This is a genomic window from Xenorhabdus poinarii G6, from assembly GCF_000968175.1.
GTDB classification, from domain to species: domain Bacteria; phylum Pseudomonadota; class Gammaproteobacteria; order Enterobacterales; family Enterobacteriaceae; genus Xenorhabdus; species Xenorhabdus poinarii.
Map to the genome: position 1 here is coordinate 2705097 of NZ_FO704551.1, position 25130 is coordinate 2730226.

Annotated in this window: 21 protein-coding genes and 1 other annotated feature; of the genes, 15 read left to right on the plus strand and 6 right to left on the minus strand. The window is 44.5% G+C overall.

What is annotated here, in order from left to right:
• Positions 1–10: 10 nt before the first annotated feature.
• From XPG1_RS12575 to rof, 5 genes are all read left to right on the plus strand, one after another.
• Positions 11–826 carry a MetQ/NlpA family lipoprotein gene (locus tag XPG1_RS12575; protein ID WP_045959356.1) on the plus strand — a complete coding sequence of 272 codons (816 nt, stop codon included), beginning with the start codon at positions 11–13 and terminating at the stop codon, positions 824–826.
• A 114-nt stretch (positions 827–940) separates the two neighbouring features.
• The gene (gene rcsF / locus XPG1_RS12580; protein WP_045959357.1) at positions 941–1336 is read left to right on the plus strand and encodes an Rcs stress response system protein RcsF; all 396 of its coding nucleotides are present in this window, start codon (positions 941–943) and stop codon (positions 1334–1336) included.
• Between the two features lie 31 nt (positions 1337–1367).
• Positions 1368–2075: a tRNA (N6-threonylcarbamoyladenosine(37)-N6)-methyltransferase TrmO gene (gene tsaA, locus XPG1_RS12585; RefSeq protein ID WP_045959358.1), complete on the plus strand. Its 708-nt coding sequence runs from the start codon at positions 1368–1370 to the stop codon at positions 2073–2075.
• A gap of 115 nt (positions 2076–2190) precedes the next feature.
• Entirely contained in the window at positions 2191–3912 is a 1722-nt protein-coding gene (proS, locus tag XPG1_RS12590) for a proline--tRNA ligase (RefSeq protein ID WP_045959359.1), read from the plus strand.
• A gap of 469 nt (positions 3913–4381) precedes the next feature.
• Positions 4382–4648, plus strand: coding sequence for a Rho-binding antiterminator (gene rof, locus XPG1_RS12595; protein ID WP_045959360.1), 267 nt, complete (start codon positions 4382–4384; stop codon positions 4646–4648).
• Between the two features lie 149 nt (positions 4649–4797).
• On the opposite strand, the gene ettA is transcribed toward rof, so the two are convergent.
• Together ettA and XPG1_RS12605 are read right to left on the minus strand one after the other, a co-directional pair.
• Positions 4798–6465: an energy-dependent translational throttle protein EttA gene (gene ettA / locus XPG1_RS12600; RefSeq protein ID WP_045959361.1), complete on the minus strand. Its 1668-nt coding sequence runs from the start codon at positions 6463–6465 to the stop codon at positions 4798–4800.
• A 258-nt stretch (positions 6466–6723) separates the two neighbouring features.
• The gene (locus XPG1_RS12605; protein WP_436286831.1) at positions 6724–7740 is read right to left on the minus strand and encodes a GlxA family transcriptional regulator; all 1017 of its coding nucleotides are present in this window, start codon (positions 7738–7740) and stop codon (positions 6724–6726) included.
• Positions 7741–7949: 209 nt separating this feature from the next.
• Between XPG1_RS12605 and XPG1_RS12610 the strand changes: the two genes are divergently transcribed.
• The 3 genes from XPG1_RS12610 to trpR all read left to right on the plus strand — a co-directional run bounded on the left by XPG1_RS12610 (position 7950) and on the right by trpR (position 12751).
• Positions 7950–9848, plus strand: coding sequence for a beta-ketoacyl synthase (locus tag XPG1_RS12610; protein WP_045959363.1), 1899 nt, complete (start codon positions 7950–7952; stop codon positions 9846–9848).
• Between the two features lie 514 nt (positions 9849–10362).
• Entirely contained in the window at positions 10363–12279 is a 1917-nt protein-coding gene (gene sltY, locus XPG1_RS12615; RefSeq protein WP_045959364.1) for a murein transglycosylase, read from the plus strand.
• Between the two features lie 133 nt (positions 12280–12412).
• Entirely contained in the window at positions 12413–12751 is a 339-nt protein-coding gene (gene trpR, locus XPG1_RS12620; protein ID WP_045959365.1) for a trp operon repressor, read from the plus strand.
• A gap of 104 nt (positions 12752–12855) precedes the next feature.
• Here the strand turns inward: trpR and yjjX are convergent, their stop codons facing one another.
• Positions 12856–13389: an inosine/xanthosine triphosphatase gene (gene yjjX / locus XPG1_RS12625; protein ID WP_045959366.1), complete on the minus strand. Its 534-nt coding sequence runs from the start codon at positions 13387–13389 to the stop codon at positions 12856–12858.
• 54 nt (positions 13390–13443) lie between these two features.
• Between yjjX and gpmB the strand changes: the two genes are divergently transcribed.
• Positions 13444–14091, plus strand: a complete 648-nt coding sequence (gene gpmB / locus XPG1_RS12630; protein ID WP_045959367.1) for a 2,3-diphosphoglycerate-dependent phosphoglycerate mutase GpmB — start codon at positions 13444–13446, stop codon at positions 14089–14091.
• On the opposite strand, the gene robA is transcribed toward gpmB, so the two are convergent.
• Positions 14088–14969: an MDR efflux pump AcrAB transcriptional activator RobA gene (gene robA / locus XPG1_RS12635; RefSeq protein WP_045959368.1), complete on the minus strand. Its 882-nt coding sequence runs from the start codon at positions 14967–14969 to the stop codon at positions 14088–14090. The two genes, gpmB and robA, sit on opposite strands and share 4 nt — an antisense overlap.
• 351 nt (positions 14970–15320) lie before the next feature.
• Between robA and creA the strand changes: the two genes are divergently transcribed.
• A complete protein-coding gene (creA, locus tag XPG1_RS12640) occupies positions 15321–15797 on the plus strand; it encodes a protein CreA (RefSeq protein ID WP_084717316.1) in 477 nt (158 codons plus the stop codon).
• A 134-nt stretch (positions 15798–15931) separates the two neighbouring features.
• Here creA and arcA read toward each other — a convergent pair whose 3' ends face one another.
• Positions 15932–16648, minus strand: a complete 717-nt coding sequence (gene arcA, locus XPG1_RS12645) for a two-component system response regulator ArcA (RefSeq protein WP_045959370.1) — start codon at positions 16646–16648, stop codon at positions 15932–15934.
• A gap of 706 nt (positions 16649–17354) precedes the next feature.
• Positions 17355–17474 (plus strand) — a sequence feature (Thr leader region).
• 26 nt (positions 17475–17500) lie between these two features.
• On the opposite strand from arcA, the gene thrA reads away from it, so the two are divergent.
• Genes thrA through thrC form a run of 3 tightly spaced genes read left to right on the plus strand, consistent with a single transcriptional unit; the run spans position 17501 to position 22202 of the window.
• On the plus strand, positions 17501–19975 hold the full coding sequence (gene thrA / locus XPG1_RS12650) for a bifunctional aspartate kinase/homoserine dehydrogenase I (RefSeq protein WP_045959371.1): 2475 nt from the start codon (positions 17501–17503) through the stop codon (positions 19973–19975).
• Positions 19976–19977: 2 nt separating this feature from the next.
• Entirely contained in the window at positions 19978–20907 is a 930-nt protein-coding gene (gene thrB / locus XPG1_RS12655; protein ID WP_157879566.1) for a homoserine kinase, read from the plus strand.
• Positions 20908–20909: 2 nt separating this feature from the next.
• On the plus strand, positions 20910–22202 hold the full coding sequence (gene thrC / locus XPG1_RS12660) for a threonine synthase (RefSeq protein WP_045959373.1): 1293 nt from the start codon (positions 20910–20912) through the stop codon (positions 22200–22202).
• A 68-nt stretch (positions 22203–22270) separates the two neighbouring features.
• Here the strand turns inward: thrC and yaaA are convergent, their stop codons facing one another.
• Entirely contained in the window at positions 22271–23047 is a 777-nt protein-coding gene (gene yaaA, locus XPG1_RS12665; RefSeq protein ID WP_045959374.1) for a peroxide stress protein YaaA, read from the minus strand.
• 172 nt (positions 23048–23219) lie between these two features.
• On the opposite strand from yaaA, the gene tal reads away from it, so the two are divergent.
• Together tal and mog are read left to right on the plus strand one after the other, a co-directional pair.
• On the plus strand, positions 23220–24173 hold the full coding sequence (gene tal, locus XPG1_RS12670) for a transaldolase (protein ID WP_045960750.1): 954 nt from the start codon (positions 23220–23222) through the stop codon (positions 24171–24173).
• A 117-nt stretch (positions 24174–24290) separates the two neighbouring features.
• Positions 24291–24866: a molybdopterin adenylyltransferase gene (gene mog / locus XPG1_RS12675; RefSeq protein ID WP_045959375.1), complete on the plus strand. Its 576-nt coding sequence runs from the start codon at positions 24291–24293 to the stop codon at positions 24864–24866.
• Positions 24867–25130: the final 264 nt, after the last annotated feature.

Below are 25130 nucleotides of genomic sequence, written 5' to 3' on the forward strand. Positions count from 1 at the left end.
AGGGGTGAATATGTCAGTAAAATTGAAATCCATTGCTACAATCAGCGCATTGTTAGGAACATTAATCCTCGCAGGTTGCGGACAGGAACAACGTGACCCAAACCAAATTAATGTTGGCGTTATTTCAGGACCTGAACTTCAAGTTGCTGAAGTTGCCAAACAAGTAGCTAAAGAGAAATATGGCCTTGATGTTAAGTTGACGACATTCAATGACTATGTTCTGCCAAATGAGGCATTGAGCAAGGGAGATATTGATGTGAATGTCTTTCAGCATAAGCCTTATTTAGATCAGCAAGTCAAAGAACGTCACTACAAATTAGCCATTGTTGGTCACTCTTTTATATTTCCAATGGCCGCTTATTCCAAAAAAATTAAGTCACTGGATCAGTTACAAGATGGTGCTCAAATTACCCTCCCCAACGATCCAACCAATTTAGGCCGCGCTTTGCTGTTATTACAAAAACAGGGTCTTATCACCTTGAAAGAGGGGGTTGGTCTGCTACCCACTGTACTGGACATTACCAGTAACCCTAAACACTTAGATATCGTACAACTGGAAGCGCCACAACAACCACGTTCACTGGACGATCAAAAGATTGTTTTTGCGATTATCAACAATACCTACGCTGGACAGGTTGGTTTAACGCCAGAACAAGATGGCCTCTTTGTGGAAGATAAAAATTCACCTTACGTCAATATTATTGTCAGCCGTGAAGACAATAAGGATGCGGAAAAAGTGAAGAAATTTGTGGAAGCGTATCAATCTCCAGAAGTAGAGCAAGAAGCACAGAAAGTCTTCAAGGGCGGTGCAATAAAAGGCTGGTAATCTTTCATATTCAGTCAATCAAGATTAAAATTATCGGGCGGATATGTTATATCCGCCCATTTTTATGAGGAAAACCCTCAGTTACTGACTTGATTAATATAAGGATTCAGATTGATGCGTGTGTTACCTGTCTGTTTCATGGTGCTTTTCATGGTTGGTTGTTCTTCCCTGCCAACGCAAGTCAATAAGGCGGATACGCCAAATTCAAACTCAAAATCGCCTTCGGTCACGAAAAACAAAGCTTCTTCTTATGTCCGCCTCTACACCAAACCGGATGAAATTTCAGGTTTATCATTTAAAGAATTAGGTATTGTTGCCGGAGAATCCTGCCGCAGTACGTTTCAGGACTCTCCGGCCAGTATTGCAACCGCACGGCAAAACATGTTAGCAAAAGCCGCTTATCTAAACGCAAACGCAGTTTTACTACACAAATGTGCCATTTTATCTGGTCAGGGTTGCTACCAAATTGCCATTTGTGAAGGCTCAGCATTACTCATGACTAACAATTAATTGTAATTAAAACAATAGTATAAAAATAATTATGGCAAATTTTCATTTTACGCAAATAGGTACTATTCATTCTCCTTATAAAGAGAAATTTGCCATTCCCCGTCAACCGGGTCTGGTCGAAGATGGTACAGGGCAACTCGAATTACTTGCCCCCTACAATCAGGTTGATGCCGTACGCGGGCTGGAACAGTTCAGCCACTTATGGGTTATTTTTGTGTTTCATCACACGATGGAGGGGGGCTGGAATCCATTGGTGCGGCCTCCCCGTTTGGGTGGAAATGCAAAAATGGGTGTGTTTGCCACTCGTTCAACTTTCCGTCCCAATCCCATTGGCATGTCATTAGTGGAATTGAAGGGTATCCAATGCGAGAACAGCCGCATCATGTTAGAACTGGGGAGTTTAGATTTGGTGGACGGTACACCTGTTATCGATATCAAACCTTACCTGCCTTTCGCCGAATCACATCCAGAAGCCAGAGCGGGTTTTGCCCAGACAGTGCCAGATGCAGATATGGTGGTCAATTTCACCCCAGAAGCAGAATGCCAACTTTTATTCCATAAAACGCATTATCCCCACTTGAAACGATTTATTGACCAAATATTGGCTCAAGATCCCCGTCCCGCCTACCGTAAAAAAGCACAGGAAAACCGAATATATGCCGCTCATATTCTGGATTTCAACGTTCGGTGGCGAGTTTTTGATGCCATGACCGAAGTGGTTTCTATCGAGCCTCGCTAAAACTCCTTTTGACATCGTAATCTCGCTGGTAGACTAGCGGTTTGTCTTTATTTTCTGGGGTGGGTGGTAATATCTTATCGCCCAGAAGCAATTTGCTATCCAATGGAAACTTACTATGCGTACTAGCCAATATCTGCTCTCTACTTTAAAAGAGACGCCTACTGATGCGGAAGTCGTCAGTCATAAACTGATGCTTCGAGCCGGAATGATCCGTAAACTCGCCTCAGGTCTATACAACTGGATGCCGACCGGTGTCCGCGTATTGAAAAAAGTTGAAAACATTGTTCGTGAAGAAATGAATAATGCAGGGGCGATTGAGGTTTCCATGCCGGTAGTTCAGCCAGCAGATTTGTGGCAGGAAAGTGGCCGTTGGGAACAATATGGCCCAGAATTGCTACGTTTAGTTGATCGGGGTGAACGTTCTTTTGTGTTAGGCCCAACCCATGAAGAGGTTATTACTGATCTGATTCGTAACGAAGTCACTTCTTACAAACAACTGCCACTGAATGTGTTCCAGATCCAGACCAAATTCCGTGATGAAGTTCGTCCACGCTTTGGTGTGATGCGTTCACGTGAATTTATCATGAAAGATGCTTACTCTTTCCATACCAGCCAAGCGTCTCTGCAAGAGACTTACGATAAAATGTACGATGCCTACAGTAAAATCTTTACCCGCATCGGTCTAGATTTCCGGGCAGTGCTGGCTGATACGGGTTCAATTGGTGGAAATGCGTCTCATGAATTCCAGGTTCTGGCTGCCAGCGGTGAAGATGACATCGTTTTCTCTACCGTGTCTAATTATGCGGCTAATATTGAATTGGCTGAAGCGGTCATGCCATCTCAGGAACGGGCCGCCCCATCTGAGGAAATGCATCTGGTCGACACGCCAAATGCAAAGACCATCGCTGAACTGGTCGAACAATTCAATCTGCCCATTGAAAAAACCGTCAAGACCTTGATCGTTCATGCCGCAGAAGAAAGCGGGCATCAATTAGTCGCTTTGCTGGTACGGGGTGATCATGAGTTAAATAGTATAAAAGCAGAAAAATTGCCTTTGGTCGCCAACCCTCTCAATTTCGCTACCGAAGAAGAAATTCGCACCATCGTAAAAGCTGGTCCCGGCTCTTTAGGTCCTATCAATTTGCCTATGCCTGTCATTATTGATCGCAGCGTATCCGTCATGAGCGATTTTGGTGCTGGCGCGAATATTGATGGCAAACACTACTTCGGCATTAACTGGGAGCGTGACTTACCTTTACCAGAAGTGGCGGATCTCCGTAATGTCGTTGAAGGTGATGCTAGCCCTGATGGTCAAGGGACGCTGTTAATCAAGCGGGGAATTGAAGTTGGGCATATCTTCCAATTAGGCACTAAATATTCCGACGCACTGAAAGCGACAGTGCAAAATGAAGATGGACACAATCAAGTTGTCACAATGGGATGCTATGGTATTGGTGTGACCCGTATTGTTGCCGCGGCCATTGAACAGAATCACGATGAGCGTGGAATTATCTGGCCAGATGCGATTGCCCCATTCCAGGTCGCCATTTTGCCAATGAACATGCACAAATCTTACCGCGTGAAAGAAGTCGCTGAAAAATTATATGCCGATTTACATGCCAATGGTATTGATGTGATTTTTGATGACCGCAAAGAGCGCCCCGGCGTCATGTTTGCAGACATGGAATTGATCGGTGTACCACATGTGCTGGTTATTGGCGATCGCAATTTGGATAACGGTGAGATCGAATACAAATATCGTCGCACTGGTGAAAAACAACAATTGAAATTAGAAGATATTGTTGATTTTCTGAAAAGCCAGATTCAACAAGCCTAATTTTGCTTGAAAGTACCCGCTTAAATTGAAAAGCCTGCGCATTTATTGTGCAGGCTTTTTATCCGTCGCTTATTTGCTAATGTCACTCTCCCCTCTTTCATTGAAGGGCAAGGTCAAGGTATTGCTACGTACTTTTTCTTCCGTGGCAAGAAACCTACGGTCGAGGTATCGTATGCGAATCAGTAAACAAAACCTTAAGCACTTCACTAATTCTATGATCAGACGCCACTCAGTGACTAAGATTAAACACGAAGAAGACTCAGTGAGGAAAATCAAATCGTGTGACTGAATGTCGTTGCTTAATGGTAAGATACTGGTTTAACCTATTCTTTGCTTTAGCAAATTTTCACAAAGTTATCCAGTAATCACGGAAGCTTACTGTGTTATAGTCGTAATTAATATTTTGCGTTTGATTTTGGTCAATCACGGGCGGCACGATAACCGCCACTGAACATAGTGGTGAGCGAATATGTCTATAGATAACGAAGTATATCAACCAATTAACTGTGATGATTACGATAGCCTTGAGCTAGCGTGCCAGCGCCATCTGCATTTGCATCTCCAATTACGGGATGGTGAGATATTTAACGGGAAAGCGAATAAGCTGATTTTAAGAAAAAAAATTGAATATCTCCTCATGGATTCAAACGAGGGATCCCGAGAATTTAGGTTGGATTATATTATCAGTTTCAGCAATCCAGAAATAGGAACGATTGTTATCGAGCATTCGTCATGATCTGTCAATAACGATTGAACCCTCCTCCCAAAGCACACCGCTATCCCGATAAAAAGAGAACCGCTCGCGCTTAAGCGAGCGGCATTACCTGATAGCAAGCCGTTTTTTCTATGAATCAACGTGATAAACTGCTACCACGATCAATAGGTTTATTTACTGATCTTTTTATACTTAATACGATGAGGCTCCAGGGCTTCCGCTCCCATCGTCCTCTTCTTGTAATCTTCGTATTCGCTAAAGTTCCCTTCAAAGAAAGTCACCTTACCTTCGTCCTGGTAATCAATGATGTGTGTCGCAATACGGTCAAGGAACCAACGGTCATGGGAAATAACCATGGCACAACCCGGGAACTCCAACAAAGCGTTTTCCAAAGCCCGCAGCGTTTCAATATCCAAATCGTTGGTTGGTTCATCGAGCAGCAACATGTTGCCGCCAACTTGCAGCAATTTGGCTAAATGCAAGCGACCACGCTCACCACCCGACAATTCGCCAACACGTTTACCTTGATCTACGCCTTTGAAATTAAAGCGGCCAACGTAGGCACGGCTTGGGATCTCAAAGTTGCCAATGCGCATGATATCTTGCCCACCAGAAACTTCTTCCCAAACCGTTTTTTTATCATCCATATCATCGCGGAACTGATCAACAGACGCTAATTTAACGGTTTCACCTAATGTAATTGATCCGGAATCAGGCTGCTCTTGACCAGATAACATACGGAACAGGGTTGATTTACCCGCCCCATTCGGACCGATAATCCCAACAATCGCCCCTTTCGGCAAAGAGAAACTCAAGTTGTCGATCAGAACACGATCACCATAGGATTTGGTCAGATCGGTGACATCCAACACCTTGTCACCCAAACGTGGGCCAGGTGGAATGAACAATTCACTGGTTTCATTGCGCTTCTGATACTCAACATTATTCAGTTCTTCAAAGCGAGCCAGACGAGCCTTCCCTTTTGCCTGACGTCCCTTCGGATTTTGGCGAACCCACTCAAGCTCTTTCTCAATGGATTTACGGCGAGCCGCTTCTGACGCAGCTTCCTGTGCCAGACGAGCATCTTTTTGCTCCAGCCATGAGGAGTAGTTACCTTCCCACGGAATACCCTCACCACGGTCAAGTTCCAAGATCCAACCAGCAACGTTGTCCAGGAAATAACGGTCATGGGTAATCGCAACGACAGTCCCTTCGTAATCGTGCAGGAAACGCTCCAACCAAGCGACAGATTCAGCATCAAGATGGTTAGTTGGTTCGTCAAGCAGCAGCATGTCGGGTTTTTCCAGCAGCAACCGACAAATTGCGACACGGCGACGTTCACCACCGGACAGGTGTTCAATCTTGGCATCCCATGCAGGCAGGCGCAGGGCATTCGCCGCCCTTTCAAGCTGATTTTCCAGATTGTGTCCGTCATGAGATTGGATGATTGCTTCCAATTCACCTTGTTCTTTTGCCAGCTTATCGAAATCTGCATCCGGATCAGCATAAGCAGCATAGACTTCATCAAGGCGAGTCAGGGCATTTTTGACTTCGCTAACCGCTTCTTCCACTGCCTCACGAACAGTATGTTCATGATTCAGTTTGGGTTCCTGAGGTAAATAGCCAATTTTAATCCCTGGTTGTGGGCGAGCTTCTCCCTCAATATCTTTATCAATCCCCGCCATGATGCGCAGTAAGGTCGACTTACCCGCACCATTCAGGCCGAGAACACCGATTTTTGCTCCAGGGAAAAAACTCAGAGAAATATTTTTCAGAATATGCCTTTTCGGGGGAACGATTTTACCCACCCGGTGCATACTATAAACATATTGAGCCAATGTAGTTTACCTTTTGATTGTTAAGGAAATTTAAAAATAGTTTGCGCTTGTAGGGCTTAAATGACGTATTTTACCCTAAATTTTAGGTATCGTGTTTTTATGTCTCACATACTACCTCATTAGGATTAAATTTAGGTCATTCTCGGCGGGTAGTCTGATCGAAGGATAAGTCACGAGGGAAACGACTAAACGGAGTAACTAATCGAGTCCCTCTGGCTCTCATGCAACTGGAGGTGAATATCTCGATTTATCCGGTTCCTATCGTTCGGCATGAAACATTTTTGCACGTACCGTTTTGCGATAATCCCTCGGAGAAACACCTGCTCTACGTTTGAAGTGGCGATTAAAATTCGTCATATCTTGATAACCAACTAAGGCGGCAATTTCCTGAACAGTCAAATTTGTTAATTGCAAAAAATCAATTGCATAGTCAATTCTAACTTTCAGTAAATATTGTAAAGGAGACATGTCTGTTGCATTTTTAAAGCGACGATTGAAGTTTCGTAGGCTCATGCCAGCTATATCCGCAAGTTTTTGCATTTGCATTGGCTCGCCAGTCATGCAGTTATCTTTCATCCACATTTGAATTTGAATAATATCCTCATCTGGATGAAATTTATTTTTATCACTATAACAATGACGCTCAACATTACTGCGGATCTCATGGAAAAATGTACGTTGTGTATGATTAGCGACTTGTTCCCCGTAAAAAGTCTCAATAAAGTGTATAGTGAGATCGGAAAGCGCTTTTACACTGGCCGCACAAAAAATATTATCCGCTTTTGTAATAAAATGTTCTGTTTTTAAATGAACAGATGGATAGTCACGTGCGAATTGCTTGAAATAGTGCCAGTGAGTCGTTGCTGGTTTATTATCCAATAGTCGCGCGTCTGCGAGGAAACAACATCCTGTACCGACAGCGGTTATACAGGTTCCTTTTTCTGACTGGGCTGACAACCACTGCGTAATGGCAATATTACGTTTAACAACAGGGCGGGGATTTCGCCATAAGGCGGGAATGTAAATAATATTATAATCTATATCATCCGTTAACATAGTATCAGCAATGAGATTAAAACGACTATATGTAGGGATGGGATTGTTATTAACCCCGATCATTCGGATGGTGAGTAGATCATCTGGTTTACGTAGTTTAGAAGAATTCTTATTTTCTTTAGGAAAGAGTACTTTTTGCTCAGAAAAATAGCGGCTGGCTGCTGATTTCCACATTTCTATTGGTAAGCAGAGACCCGAGCTTAACATATTCTCACACAGTAAAAAGCCGATCGTTATCTTTTTCATTTATTGATTATTAATACCTTGCTCATTATTTTACTATTAAGTTTTTCCACTTGTCTGGCCAAAAACACCTATATGTTGTCCTTATTTACATATTAAGTTTTACTAATAGTTTGTAAACTAAAATTGTAAATCTCATAGTGTGAATGACTGATGTCTATGTCATGACAAGATTAGGATGTTCTATGGTTAGGTTACCTGTCATAACTGCATTTGGTGGCTTTTGCCCTGCTGGTAGAAGTTCTTCACATCATGCGTTTCGTCGTATGGTAATAGAGTCTTTGACTGAAGATCAACGTCAGGAAACACTATTATCATTAGCTGTATTAATGGGATTGCTTAGGTGTGACAACAATGGCTATCGTGACATGCATAACAAAAAATTATCGGCTGGGCAGGCGACGGAGCAGATAAAGTACGCGGTGTTGGAAGGTACATTGATAAGAAAGATCGACAAGAACTATTTTGATGTTGATGCCATCGCCAGCCATGCCCGACTAAATATGGCCTCGGGCGCGAGTCCCTTTAGTTTTGAGTTACCCTCCCGACAATTACCTGATCCTCTGCCACAGGGGTGGTTTGTCGAGCCACTAACCGACGATAAGTTGCGCGTAACCGTGCAGGGCGAGATGACGTGCAAAGTCGATGTGAGATTACGCACGGAGGTTCAGGGGGCGGGCCAATTACCACAGGGATTCCGGCCTGGCGAACACTACAATTCTCAGTTTCATCCACGCGCGTTGCAAATGGCGATTGTTGGGGCATCCGATGCCATTAATGCACTTGGTATCCCGTGGAGTGAAATACGTGCAGTGATAGCGCCAGATCAATTAGGCGTCTATTCCGGCAATATTATGGGTCAGCTCGATGATTATGGTTTTGGCGGTATGCTGCAATCACGCCTGAAGGGGCATCGAGTCAGCGCCAAGCAGTGCCCGTTGGGACTGAATAGTATGTGCGCCGATTTTTTAAATGCCTATGTACTTGGCAACGTGGGTCATACCAGCGCAACCCTGGGTGCCTGTGCCACGTTTCTTTACAACCTGAATGCAGCAGTTGAAGACATTAAGGCCGGTAGGATCCGCGTGGCGATTGTTGGAAGCGCGGAAGCACCGATCACTCCGGAAGTGATCGAAGGCTTCGATGCGATGGGGGCGTTGGCGACGGAAAGTAAACTTCGCCGTGTCGACGAAACGGCGACGGCGGACTGGCGCAACAGCAGCCGACCGTTTGGCAACAGTTGTGGTTTTGTCATGGCTGAATCCAGCCAGTATATCGTGCTGATGGATGATGAACTTGCTCTGCAGTTGGGGGCGGAAATTCACGGTTCGGTGAGTGATGTTTTCATCAATGCCGACGGTTATAAGCGTTCTATTGCCTCGCCGGGGCCGGGTAACTACATCACCATGGCGAAAGCGGTGGCTTCTGCGGTCACAATGGCCGGGCTGGACACCGTACAGACGGGTTCTTTTATTCAAGCGCATGGCTCCAGCACGCCGAAGAATTGCGTTTCCGAAGCGGAAATTTTTGACCGGGTTGCAGAGGCGTTCTCCATCCATCACTGGCCGGTCACCGCCGTAAAATCTTATCTGGGTCACTCGTTGGGACCTGCCAGCGGTGACCAGTTAATTAGCTGTTTGGGTACATTCCATTATGGAATTTTGCCGGGGATTAAAAGTGTGTCGCATATTTCACCACAAGTGAATGACGCACGTCTGATGATCTCGATGCAGGACCAGGCATTATCAACTGAACAGACGCAAATTGCCTTTATTAATTCGAAAGGATTTGGCGGAAATAACGCTACCGGTGTGGTTTACTCGCCACATCTGACGGTGAAATGGTTGCGAAAACGGTATGGCGAGCAGGTTTTTGCCGATTACCAGCAGCGTAATCGACAGGTGCGGCAGCAGGTAAGCACTTACGATACGGCGGCATCGCGGGGCGAATTAAACGTGATTTATCTTTTTGGGCAACATGCACTGAACGAAGATGAAGTCAGAATTGATATGAACGGCATTACAATGCCAGGTTTTGAACAACCGATTCTATATTCAAAAACGAAAGAATATATCGATTTTTAAATTTGTAGTTAATCTCAGCTTCGTTTAAGAATAACGATATCATTATCCTGTAAATTCAAGCTCGATTTTTTAGGTTGGAATATATAAGCAATGAGACCCGCGGTATCACGATAATGGCTCATGTGGAATAAAATGAGGTTCATCATGCCTGAGGATCTCCACGATTTTGTTTTCTTTAGCAAAAACTTTACTCGTGCCTCAGGCGCTTTAGTTCCCTTCTTAAACAAATCCCAGGTTTATTACCCTTCACCATTTACCGAAGCACCTTACAGGGTTCTGTCGCATTAACAGAAAGATCGCGTGCTAAATCATTTTGAGTCATTTTCATGCAGTTGGTTGATAGAAAAAAACGACATATTATCCATTCCCCCATTAATGCGACAACCCCTTAATTGCAATAACGTATATCAATAATATGGTTATAATTACACTATATTTTGACAATACGCTGTGCCAATACATTTGGGCACTGTAAATTCAGGCATGAGCAGTAGCTTTCTGGAGAGATGTGGCAATGAGTAAGTGGCAGTATTACGTAATGGCAGTAAGTGTAGTTTCTCTTTTTGCTGGGATGGCACAGGCGAACTCTCTGGATGCCCAACGTCAGCGGTTTCAAGAAATAGAGCGAGCATGGAAAGTAAAAAATATGGCCGAAGTGAAACGTCTGATGCCAACGCTGAAAGATTACCCTCTCTACCCTTATCTCGAATATCGTCAATTATCCCAGACGTTAGCAACAGCAACACCCCAGCAGGTACAGCATTTTATTAATACTCACCCTACTCTGCCCCCCGTACGTTTACTGACGTCTCAATTTATCAATACACTGGCTAACGAGGGGGACTGGCGCGGAATTCTGGCATTTAGCCCCACTCCACCAAGTTCAGTAGTAGGGCGCTGTCATTATTACTTTGCTCAATGGGCAACTGGACACCAGCAAGTTGCCTGGCAGGGAGCTCAAGAAATTTGGCTAAGCAGCAACTCATTGCCTGATAACTGCAATAAATTATTCAATGTCTGGGAGCAAGCGGGGCACCTTTCTCCAGATTTAATCCTGCAACGCATCCAATTGGCCATGAAAAGCAATAACCCGACACTGCTGACTTATCTTGCCAAGCGTTTACCTTTGAACGATCAACGTCTGGGTGCTAGTTTGATAAAACTGCAACATGATCCTGCATCGATTGAACAATTTGCCACCACCACTCCCACTGATTTTACTCGTTCAATAATCCTGTCAGCCTTTTCTCGGTTTGCCCGCATGAATGCTGAACGGGCTATCAATCGTGTTCCGGTGCTCGCCAAAGCACAAAAAATGAACGACACTGAGAGACAGCAATTAAAAGATACCGTCGCATGGCAATTGATGGGAAACGTCACACCAGAACTGGCAAAATGGCGAGATGATACAATCCGTAATTCTCACTCAACCACGTTACTTGAGCGGCGTACTCGCCTGGCATTACAACATAATGATCATGCCGGCCTTAAAGAATGGATTGCACTGCTACCTCACCAAATATGGCAAAAAGAGGAATGGCAATATTGGCGAGCGATGATTCTCCTCAACCAAGGAAAAACCGCAGAAGGCAACGCGATATTACATAACTTAATCCAATCTCGTGGTTTTTATCCCATGGCCGCCGCCCAGAAATTAAAAATCGCTTACCCTCTACTTATCAATAAAGCAGAAAAGCCCGACAGTGCTATCGCCAACATGCCGGAAATTAAGCGTATTCGAGAGTTACTGTATTGGAATATGGACGGCTTTGCCCGCTCAGAATGGGTTCGTTTGGTTTCTTCGCAAGATCGCGTAAAACAAGAACAGTTAGCCCGTTATGCGTTTGAGCAACACTGGCCAGCATTCAGTGTACAAGCAACCATTACCGGAAAAATGTGGGATTATCTCGAAGAACGTTTCCCACTGGCGTGGGAAAATGCATTTACACATCTCACATCCGATAAAAGTATTTCACGCAGTTATGCTATGGCCATTGCCCGTCAGGAAAGTGCATGGAATCCACAAGCCCGTTCTGCCAAAGGAGCCAGTGGCTTAATGCAGATCATGCCCAAAACCGCTGAGCATATCGTCAAGCGCAATAAAATTCAGGGTTATATCAGCAACAACCAATTATTTGATCCTATCACCAATATTAAAATTGGCACCGCCTATCTGGACTCACTTTACCAACGTTTTGATAATAACCGCATTCTTGCCAGCGCCGCGTATAATGCCGGCCCGACAAATGTTGAGCGTTGGTTGGCGAATACCTCCGGTAATGTTGACCCCGTCGCCTTTATTGAGAGTATTCCTTTTTCTGAAACACGCAATTATGTCAAAAACGTTCTGGCCTATGATTTGTTCTACCATCATTTTATGGGGAAAATGACGAATGTCCTGACAAATAACGAGTGGCAAAGACGTTATTAACTTCGTCGTTATTAACTGCGGCGTGATTAAATTCGACGTGATTAACGTCGACGTGATTAACTTCGCAGATAAATGTGATATGCTGCCGTACTAGTTAGATAGTATGGCAGCTAATAGAGTATGGCAGTTAATTATGACACCTAATCACTTGATTGATCCGGCCCTGGCTCCAGAAGATGGAGACGACTGGCTCACTTTTGTCAGATTGTTACAAACCGCATTTGAGCAAGATTTGCAACATCCTATTTTACAGCTATTATTGACTCCCGATGAACGCACGGCTTTATCAACTCGAGTGAGGATCATTCAGGAGTTAATGCGTGGGCAAATGAGCCAGCGTGAACTGAAAAACGAGTTGGGTGTCGGGATTGCGACAATTACACGCGGCTCCAACAGTTTAAAAAATGCACCCGCCCATGTTAAAAAGTGGCTGGGGGTTCAGTTATTAACTGATGATTCGAAGTCGTCATGATAAGATAACGCGAATGCCACTCTGTGGGGCCAGCCTACGGTGCCCCCAGAGACTATCGTATGATTATTGTATGTAGCATATCCGGTTAGCACTGACCGGTGCCGTTAAGATTGATTATTCAACGCTTTGTAAATTTCATGATGGATAGGCACAAGAGCCAGTATCAGAGCCTGATGATAAACGCTGGTACGCGTCAGAATACCGTTGGTAAAAAAGCCGATTGCACCGCCTTTTTGCTTGATATTATCGATGCCAGCCACATAAGCCATTTCATGACCAAGCTCGCGTCCTTCACGAATGCCCGCCAGCACTTTTTCAGGCAACATCAGGCTGGCAGAACGCGATTCTCCACGAATTTGTTTATGCTCAACGACCATCCAGGCAAATGTCATGTCATCTTCAATTCCTGCTTCAACCCCAACCCAGAAATCAGCTTCAGGCCGAACTTGACGAGCAGCCATCACTCGATGGCGGGCACCAGTACGGGTTTCAGTATTACCCATCGGTTGCTGAGGTACGCTGCTATCTACATTGACATCTTCTATATGATAAGTGCCTGGGCCAAAAACATCATCGAATGCAAGGCTAATCGCTTTTATCTTCGCAGGATTAGTTGTTGCTGCAATAACATGGTACATATAAATAAATTATCCTATAAATTATTTCATGATGCAGTATAACGGAAAATAACTATGTTACAGGTCTATCTTGTTCGTCATGGCGAAACCGAATGGAACGTAGCTCGTCGTATTCAGGGGCAATCTGATAGCCCTTTAACTGAAACAGGTCGGCATCAAGCTCTCCTGGTTGCGCAAAGGATCAAATCAGAAAACATTACCCATGTTATCACCAGTGACCTGGGTCGGGCACGCCAAACAGCAGAAATCATCGCTCAGGCTTGCGGCTGCGACGTCATACTGGAATCACGTCTGCGAGAGCTACATATGGGCGTTCTGGAAAATCGTGAACTGAGCTCCCTCACACCAGAAGAAGAGTCTTGGCGTAAAAGTCTTGTCGATGGTACACCAAATGGACGGATCCCAGAAGGTGAATCGATGCATGAAGTTTCCACTCGTATGCGCGCCGCACTGGAAAATTGCCTTAACCTGCCTGTCGGCAGCCGTCCACTGTTGGTCAGTCATGGCATGGCGCTCGTCAGTTTGGTCTGCTCTATTCTGGGTCTGCCTGCTAATTCAGAACGTCGCTTGCGGTTAAGAAACTGTTCTATCTCGCGGGTGGATTATCAGGATAGTCCCTGGCTGGCATCAGGTTGGATAGTTGAAACAACGGGCGATATCACACATCTGGATATGCCCGCTTTAGACGAATTACAAGGCTAACGCTCAATCGGGATGAGATACTCAAATTCCACAACATGGTTTTGGGACTCATCCCCAAGATTTTTCCATTCAAGGTTGGTGAGGTAATATCGCTCAACATCATATCCCTTTCTGCGAGTGATGTTCAGTGTCGGTAAACAGATACCATAAATGGTAAAAAGGAACTCTTGTAACTGCTCTTTCTCACCAAAATAACTAAATGAAATATAATCTCCCCCCGGTAAGACAACCGGCCGACTATCTTGCGTATCAAAGGTCGCGTATTCAGGCTCGATGGCAGTCGTATAGAGTACCATCTGTTCATCCTCGCGTTCCGTGCTGAGCGTAGCATGGTGTAATCCATAAAGCCTTGGAGGTAAAACCTCAGCATCCTGTAGATAGTTAATCCAAAAGTCATGACGCATCGTTTTACAAGCATCTGACCATTGCTCAAGCGTATAACTACAAGTGTGCTCAGTACCGATCAGCGGCTTTTCTTCCAATGTGACAAATTTATGCGCTGGCAGAGGCTTGTTATCCAGCAAGATAGGTGGACAGATCCCCCCGGCGCACCACTCTTCACTCCGACGATAGGATGCCGGTGTCCGATCAAATTGTTTTTTGAAAGCTCTGGTGAAGGTTTGCTGAGAGTCAAAGCGATATTGTAGGGCAATGTCCAAAATAGGACGGCTGGTTAAACGTAATGCAACGGCAGCTCTGGATAATCTTCTCGCACGAATATAAGAGCCTATTGCCTGACCGGTTACCTCCTTGAACATACGTTGTAGATGCCATTTGGAATAACCCGCTTTTGCTGCAACATGATCAAGGGACAATGGACGATCCAGATTATTATCTACCCAGCGCAGCAAATCCCGAATGATGTTGGTTTGATCCATACATCTCCCTAAGCCATTAAGACAAAAAGAAAATCATATAAATGTAAAGCAACTTAATTAATTTGAAAACACATAGTTTCTGACTAAAAACATATTTTATGGCGTTTGAATAATCATCAACATCTATACTTTCCCTAAAAAATAAACACAGATTTTATTTATTTCACTCAACATGATAATAGTGACATCTACATGAAAAAAACGACAATGAACCTTGAGTAAGTATTCAGCTATAATGCTATGTCTTTTCATTCTGGAGACATGCCGGATGAAAAATATTTAACTATTGATTCACATTATATGTGAATGATAAATATTTTCACTGTATTTATTTAATTCAAGTAGGATGATATGACAGTAATGAAAAAAGCAGTCATCACCGTAGCCTTACTTTTTTCTCCAGTCATTCTGCATGCTGAAGAAGTTGGCTCAGTCAGTACCGTGTTCAAAGTTTTTGGCCCTAATAACAAGATAGTCGTAGAGGCTTTTGATGATCCTGATATTAAAAATGTGACCTGTTATTTAAGTAGATCTAAAACCGGTGGGATCAAGGGAGGGTTAGGATTAGCAGAAGATACGTCCGATGCAGCCATATCCTGCCAGCAAGTCGGCCCGATTGAATTGACAGATAAGGTAAAGGAATCGTCTAAAGAGGGACAAACCGTTTTCCAGAAACGAACTTCTTTAGTATTTAAAAAATTACAGGTTGTCCGTTTCTATGACGAAAAGCGTAATTCCCTAATTTACTTAACTTATTCTGACAAAATCATCGACGGTTCCCCTAAAAATGCAATCAGTGCCGTACCGATTATGCCGTGGAAAGGGTAACTAATACATCAAAACAGGCACACCATCAAAAAAGCCCTGATGTAAAAAAAACATCCAGGGCTTTTTTCACTGATACACTCACTTAAAGCGGTATGCCTCTCACAGTCAACATCACGCTTTCAGTCACGGATCAATTAGTCTTCTAAATCACCACAAAAACGATAACCTTCACCGTGGATGGTCGCAATAATTTCTGGCGTATCGGGTATTGATTCAAAATGTTTACGAATACGGCGGATTGTTACATCAACAGTACGATCATGAGGTTTCAGTTCGCGGCCCGTCATTTTTTTCAACAATTCTGCCCGGGTCTGGATTTTTCCTGGATTTTCACAGAAATGAAGCATCGCCCGGAATTCGCTGCGTGGCAGTTTGTACTGATCGTCCATTGGGCTAACCAAAGAGCGGCTATTAATGTCCAACTCCCAGCCATTGAACTTATAACTTTCAACCTGACGACGTTCTTCACCTGAGTGGCTCAGATTCATGGTCCGCGAAAGCAAGTTCCGCGCACGAATGGTTAATTCACGCGGGTTAAATGGTTTGGTTATATAATCATCAGCGCCAATTTCGAGACCCAGGATCTTGTCTACTTCGTTGTCACGACCCGTTAAGAACATCAGAGCGACATTTACCTGCTCACGCAATTCACGAGCAAGCAGTAATCCATTTTTCCCTGGCAGATTGATATCCATAATGACTAAATTGATATCATTATCTGACAGAATATTATGCATTTCTGAGCCATCAGTGGCTTCATAAACAACGTACCCTTCCGCTTCAAAAATGCTTTTAAGGGTATTGCGTGTGACAATTTCGTCTTCAACAATCAAAATGTGCGGGGTTTGCATGGTTGCTACCTAAAAATCGCTAAAAAACAGAATCTGTATGACACAAGCTGTTATTATTAAAAGAAAAAATATACTGATCTCGTTCTGAGTCACAGAAAACCAGCTTATGTCCAAAATAAGTGTTGATATGTTTTACGCTAAAAGCCAGCTTCGCTTTTCTGAGGGTACATACCCGAAAAAACCCGATTTAAACAAGGCACTATATTAGTCTATTAACAGCAATATAACAGCTAGTAATGCACTCGCCTGCTAAAAAAACTAACTTTTGTTGATACATATCAAAACCAATTGTAGCACGTTAACATTCATTGTAATTGTTAATTTTAATTTAGGCTGTTTGTTATTAATCTGAATAAAATATGTTAATGAATGTCGAGGCCTTATCCGTGCTTAAAGCGCCTGGTGCAGCATAAAAAAATCCAGACAGCACGTTTTTATCATAAAGATGAAATAATTACAAAATATGTTTTTTCCAAAATTAAATGCTAGTGTAAAAGATAACTCACCAGATAATGATTTGTTCATGTTGTTACATTTTGAATAATTACGATACGGAAAATGACGGTTTTTTCTCCTTTTTCATAAAAAAATATTTGACATTGACCACAATTTAATTTACCCAATAAAGGGTCAAACAAATTAAAAAGACAGACAGGAAACTATGCAGCGTCTCAGCCCGAAAAAAGTGGTTCTCAGCAATATCGCCATCATCGCGACAACCACCATCACGACGATTACCACCGGAACCTTAAGTTGCGGGGCGGGCTGACGCATATCACGAACACAATCACAAGCCCGTATCCCACAAGATACGGGCTTTTTTTTGGACAGAAATCAAAAAGAGGAACGTTAATGCGCGTATTGAAATTCGGGGGAACATCAGTTGCGAATGACCAACGTGTACTGAGTGTTGCAGATATCACCGAGAATGAGTTATCCCTTGGGTCCGTTGCCCTGGTTCTCTCTGCACCGGCAAAAATCACCAACCATTTGGTGGCGATGATTGAAAAAACGGTTGCAGGGCAAGATATTGTTTCCAATATGAGCGATGCAACCCAAATCTTTGCTGATTTACTGTCAGGATTAAAAGCACGACAACCCGGTTTTGATTATGAACGTCTGAAAGGGCTGGTAGAACGTGAACTGGCGAGCCTGAAACAGACTCTGCACGGTATTGCTTTATTAAAACAGTGCCCGGATAGCATTAACGCTTCCCTGATCTGTCGTGGTGAGAAGCTGTCAATCGCGATCATGGAAGCCGTACTACAGGCTCGTGGACATAAAGTCACGGTCATTGATCCCGTCCAACATATTTTGGCGCATGGGCACGCTCTCGAATCGACCGTCGATATCCATGAATCTTCCAGACGCATTGCTGCGCTTAATATTCCTGCTGACCATATCATCCTAATGGCAGGCTTCACGGCGGGGAATGAAAATGGCGAATTGGTTGTCCTCGGGCGCAATGGTTCTGACTATTCAGCGGCGGTACTGGCCGCATGCTTAAAAGCGGATTGTTGTGAAATCTGGACGGATGTAGACGGTGTTTATACTTGTGATCCAAGAGTCGTTAAGGATGCACGCTTACTGAAAAGCCTGTCATACCAGGAAGCGATGGAATTATCTTATTTTGGTGCGAAAGTCCTTCATCCCCGTACCATCGCCCCTATCGCCCAATTTCAAATTCCTTGCCTGATAAAAAACACCGCTAACCCCGATGCTCCCGGGACGTTTATTGGTAACGCTCCCGCCGATGTTGAACAAAAAGCCCATGACATGCCGATTAAAGGGATTACCAACCTGAATCATATGGCAATGATCAACGTTTCCGGCCCCGGCATGAAAGGGATGGTTGGCATGGCAGCACGGATATTTTCCGTCATGTCACGTAAAGGTATTTCTGTCGTATTGATCACACAGTCTTCATCGGAATACAGCATCAGTTTCTGTGTCCCACAAAAAGAGTTGGTGAAAGCACAAAAAGCCTTAACAGAAGAATTTTATCTGGAATTGAAAGACGGTGTCCTTGATCCTATCGACGTCATGGATAACCTTACTATCATCTCTGTCGTTGGGGATGGTATGCGTACCCGGAAAGGCATTTCTGCCCGTTTTTTCTCCGCATTGACTCGCGCGAACATCAATATCATTGCGATTGCACAAGGATCTTCTGAACGCTCCATTTCCGCAGTCATTGAAAATAATGCGGCAACAACGGCTGTCCGACTCTGCCACCAAATTCTGTTTAACACAGCTCAAGTTGTGGAAGTCTTTGTTGTTGGCGTGGGAGGGGTAGGAAGTGCATTAATCGAGCAAATACGCCGTCAGCAAATCTGGCTCAAACAGAAACATATTGAATTGCGTGTCTGTGGCATCGCCAACTCCCGTGCTTTATTGACGGATATGCAAGGTATCTGTTTGGATAACTGGCAGCAAGCACTGTCAGAAGCCACAGAGCCGTTTAGTCTGAGCCGGTTGATCCGCCTTGAAAAAGAGTATCATCTCCTAAACCCGGTCATTGTGGACTGTACTTCTAATCAGTCGATTGCGGAACAATATGTCAGTTTCCTTAACGACGGTTTTCACGTTATCACACCGAATAAAAAAGCCAATACGTTGTCGATGACGTATTACCATCAACTCCGTCAAGCAGCAGAAAAGTCAAAACGCAAATTTCTGTATGACACCAACGTAGGCGCCGGGTTACCCGTTATTGAGAACTTACAGAATCTGCTTAATGCCGGTGATGAATTAATCCAATTCAGTGGCATTCTGTCCGGGTCGTTATCTTACATTTTCGGTATGCTGGATGAAGGCATGACGCTTTCACAAGCAACCATGCTGGCAAAAGAGAAAGGTTTTACGGAGCCTGATCCACGGGATGATCTCTCCGGTATGGATGTTGCCCGCAAGTTGCTTATCCTGGCGCGAGAAGCCGGTTATGAACTGGAATTGGAAGATATCCATGTTGAACCCGTTTTACCCGACTCGTTCGACGCCAGTGGCGATGTTGGCAATTTCCTGCAACGTTTGCCACAGTTGGATCAGGCATTCAACCAGCGCGCTCAAGATGCGGCTGAACAAGGCAAGGTTTTACGTTACGTTGGCCTGATTGAACACGGCCGCTGTACAGTGAAAGTAGTTTCTGTGGATGGCAATGATCCACTTTATAAAGTCAAGAATGGCGAAAATGCGCTGGCTTTTTATACCCGTTATTATCAACCCATTCCGCTCGTCTTACGGGGTTATGGGGCAGGAAATGATGTCACGGCGGCAGGGGTTTTTGCTGATATATTACGCACTCTATCATGGAAATTGGGGGTTTAATGGTGGTCAGGATTTATGCGCCTGCCTCTATCGGGAACGTTAGCGTTGGTTTTGATGTACTCGGCGCAGCGGTTTCTCCTGTTGATGGCTCGTTGCTGGGAGATTGTGTCTCCGTCAGTGACGCTGAACGTTTCAGCCTGAATAACAAAGGACGATTTGTTGGTAAATTACCGGCCGATCCGACACAAAATATTGTCTACCAATGCTGGCAGCTTTTTTGTCAACGACTGGGGAAACCATTACCCGTGGCCATGACATTAGAAAAAAATATGCCGATCGGTTCGGGACTGGGTTCCAGTGCCTGTTCCGTGGTGGCCGGCTTGATGGCATTGAATGAGTATGCTGGCCGACCGTTTAACCAAAACCAGTTACTGGACATGATGGGAGAGTTAGAGGGGCGTCTTTCCGGCAGTATTCATTATGATAATGTCTCCCCCTGCTATTTAGGCGGGTTACAATTAATTTTGTCGCAGGAAGGGGCTGTCAGCCTGCCCGTTCCCTCATTTGATGATTGGTTGTGGGTCATGGCTTATCCGGGTATCAAAGTATCGACATCTGAAGCCCGCGCGATCCTGCCGACACATTATGTCCGTCAAGATCTCATTGAACATGGGCGTCATCTGGCGGGTTTTATCCACGCCTGCCATACCCGGCAATCAGAACTCGCCACCAAATTAATGAAAGATGTTGTGGCAGAACCTTATCGCATACCTCTCTTACCCGGGTTTATCCATGCTCGTGATGCCGTCAGAAAATTAGGCGCGCTGGCGTGCGGCATTTCCGGCTCAGGCCCGACAATTTTTGCAATTTGTAACGAACTGGCTGTAGCAGAAGAGGTTTCGCAATGGCTACAACAACATTACGTACAGAATGACGAAGGCTTTGTACATATTTGCCGTCTGGATCTCGCAGGCGCACGACAGGTAAAGTAATCATGAAATTATATAACTTAAAAGACAGCAGCGAGCAGGTCAGTTTTTCACAGGCGGTCAAACAGGGATTGGGTAAACAGCAGGGACTCTTTTTTCCACAGGATTTACCTGCCTTCAGTCGTGATGAGATCGATGATTTATTGAAACTGGATTTCGTCAGCCGGAGTCAACGTATTCTCTCCGCCTTTATTGGCGATGAAATCCCCGCAGAACAATTGGCTGCCCGTGTGCAAAACGCATTCACCTTTCCAGCACCCGTTACCGCTGTTGAAGAAGATATCGCGTCACTGGAGCTGTATCACGGCCCAACACTGGCTTTCAAAGATTTTGGCGGCCGTTTCATGGCGCAAATTCTTGCGCAGATCGCGGGAGAAAAGCCCGTGACGATTTTGACCGCAACATCCGGTGATACCGGCGCCGCCGTTGCCCATGCTTTCTATGGTTTAAATAACGTACAGGTTATCATCCTCTATCCCGAAGGAAAAATCAGCCCGTTACAAGAAAAACTCTTTTGTACTCTGGGTGGTAATATCCATACTGTTGCCATCAAAGGTGATTTTGATGCGTGTCAAGCGTTGGTCAAACAGGCCTTTGATGACGAAGCATTAAAACAAGCCTTACATCTCAACTCCGCCAACTCAATTAATATCAGCCGCTTATTGGCACAAATCTGTTACTACTTTGAAGCGGTAGCACAAATCCCCGCAGAAAAACGGGAGCAGTTGGTTATTTCCGTTCCAAGTGGCAATTTCGGTAATTTGACCGCCGGGTTATTGGCAAAATCACTGGGGTTACCAGTAAAACGTTTTATCGCAGCAACCAATGTTAACGACACCGTTCCTCGTTATTTGGCGGAAGGTCAATGGCAACCACATCAAACCATCGCTACCCTTTCCAATGCGATGGATGTCAGCCAGCCCAATAACTGGCCACGCATTGAAGCCTTGTTTACACAAAAAGGTTGGTCACTGAGTGAACTCGCAAGCGGGGTTGTCGATGACGCCACCACTCAAAACACGCTACGTGAACTGGCAGCAAACGGTTATATTTCAGAACCACACGCGGCTGTTGCTTATCGTGTTCTGCGAGATCAATTACAGGAAGGAGAATATGGTTTGTTCCTGGGCACCGCGCACCCTGCCAAATTTAAAGAAAGTGTCGAAGCAACGCTCGGCCAGCCGCTTCCCTTACCTGTCGAGTTGGCAGATCGTGCTGATTTGGCTTTGCTATCCCACTTTTTACCGGCTGATTTCGCAACATTGCGTGAATTCCTGCTGCAAAAAACACCAAAATAAACCTCACTGACTTTCTATTAAGCAAGGACATCACTCCCCTAAAGGGGGAGTGATAACTATCGAAGAAATTAACCCTGCGCTGACCGCTTAAATACCCACTCATTTCCTTTGGAAAGCGATTCATCAAAAGCATACCCTGCCAGATTAAACGCCATCAGATGCTCTGGATCAGTCAATTGATTCTGAATGATAAAACGGCTCATCAATCCACGCGCCTTTTTAGCATAAAAACTAATCACTTTATATTTGCCATTTTTTTCATCAAGAAAAACAGGTTTGATAATCTGAGCGGCTAACTTTTTGGTATTGACTGATTTAAAATACTCATCAGATGCCAGATTGATCAGAACATCATCACCTTGCTGCTCCAGTGCCACATTCAAATTGTCAGTAATGCGATCGCCCCAAAACTGATACAGATCCTTGCCTCGCGGATTTTCCAGCTTAATGCCCATTTCCAGACGGTAAGGTTGCATCAAATCAAGAGGACGTAAAACACCATACAAGCCAGATAAAATTCTCAAATGTGTTTGGGCAAAATCAACATCGTCAGCCGAAAAAGTTTCAGCCTGCATACCAGTATAAACATCGCCCTTAAATGCCAAAATCGCCTGACGGGCATTTTCTAGTGTGAAATTGGGCTGCCATTCACCAAAACGGGCAGCATTCAACCCCGCCAATTTATCACTGATATTCATCAAACTTGCAATTTGCGCAGGCGTTAACGTCCGGCAAACCTCAATCAGTTGTTGGGATTCCGCCAATAATAAGGGTTGGCTAAATTTCGCGGTTGCGAGTGGGCTTTCATAATCGAGTGTCTTTGCCGGTGAAATGGTAATAAGCATGATTTTTTTCCTGATAATCCAGACATTCTTCACTTTAACAAAAAAGCACAAAAAGGGGAGAATCTCAGCGAGAGGATTTTCCTACCTTACAGCCGCGCTTGACCATGTTATTATCACTGGATGGCGAGGCAACGTTGCCAAAGATTTTACGTATAACGATGAGATATTAAACATGACCGATAAACTGACTTCCCTGCGTAAACTGACAACAGTCGTAGCAGATACCGGGGATATCGCGGCAATGAAACTGTACCAGCCGCAAGATGCGACCACCAACCCTTCCCTGATTTTGAATGCAGCTCAAATTCCAGAATATCGTCAACTGATCGATGAAGCCATTGCCTGGGCTCGAGGTCAAAGTGATTCCCATGAGCAGCAACTTATTGATGCCAGCGATAAATTGGCTGTCAACATTGGTCTGGAGATCCTGAAACTGATCCCTGGCCGTATCTCTACTGAAGTCGATGCTCGCCTGTCTTATGACACCGAAGCAAGCGTAGCGAAAGCAAAACGTCTGATCAAACTGTACAACGAAGCGGGCATCAGCAATGATCGTATTCTGATCAAACTGGCTTCCACATGGCAAGGTATCCGTGCGGCAGAACAACTGGAAAAAGAAGGCATCAACTGTAACCTGACGTTGTTGTTCTCCTTTGCCCAAGCCCGCGCTTGTGCAGAAGCCGGTGTCTACCTGATTTCTCCATTTGTTGGTCGTATCCTTGACTGGTACAAAGCAAATGGCGACAAGAAAGACTTCGCACCACATGAAGATCCTGGTGTAGTTTCTGTTTCTGAAATTTATCAATATTACAAAGAACACGGTTACCACACCGTGGTGATGGGAGCTAGTTTCCGTAACGCCGGTGAAATTCTGGCGCTGGCAGGGTGTGACCGCCTGACTATCTCTCCCGCTCTGCTGAAAGAGTTATCGGAAACAGAAGGTGAGGTAGAGCGCAAATTGGGTTACGAAGGCGAAACGAAAGCGCGTCCGACCCCAATGACTGAAGCAGAGTTCTACTGGAGCCATCACCAAGATGCAATGGCAACTGAAAAACTGGCAGAAGGTATCCGTAAATTTGCCGTAGATCAGGGTAAACTTGAGAGCATGATCGCTGATCTGCTGTAATCTGCAACGATACGCTATTTTTTCTGATATCAAGGCGACACATAATAAGTCGCCTTTTGTTTTTTTATTTCACCATCCATCACATTGACTCTACTTTTGTCGTGAATTGAGGTTTGTATGAACGTATTGCGCATTGGCCTCGTGTCTGTTTCTGATCGGGCTTCCCATGGAATTTATCAGGATAAGGGGCTACCGGCACTGGAAACATGGCTCACCAAAACAATCACCACGCCCTTTAATATCGAAACCCGTCTGATCCCTGATGAGCAAATCCTGATTGAACAAACATTGTGTGAATTGGTGGATGAGTTGGGTTGCCATCTGGTACTGACGACCGGCGGAACTGGGCCAGCACGCCGTGATGTCACCCCCGATGCAACATTGGCAATTGCAGATCGTGAAATGCCCGGATTTGGGGAACAAATGCGCCAAATCAGCCTTCAATTTGTGCCAACGGCAATCCTGTCCCGACAAGTCGGCGTGATCCGCAATCAAGCGCTGATTTTAAATCTTCCGGGACAACCTAAAGCTATCGCAGAAACACTGGAAGGCTTAAAAGACGAAAATGGCAATGTACTGGTGGCAGGCATTTTTGCCAGTGTTCCTTACTGCATTCAGCTATTAGATGGCCCTTATGTTGAAACAAATGAGGCCATTGTGGCCGCATTCAGGCCGAAAAGCGCTCGTCGTTAAAAGCCCACATGTTATTTTTTGTTCTCCATGATTGAATAACAAAAAGACAGGCTATCAAGGTTCTGAACAAACTCAGAACCTTACGAATAAATTCTTCTTCTGTATCGACCCAAAAGATATATCACTACAATAGACTCATTCAAAAAATTGTAGAATAAATGTCTTTTAATATAGTATAAGACTCTTTTTCATCCATTTTGAATCAGGCAGTTTCCTTAAAAAAATTTATTAAAAAACCATTTTATAACGATAAATCGGCCACTT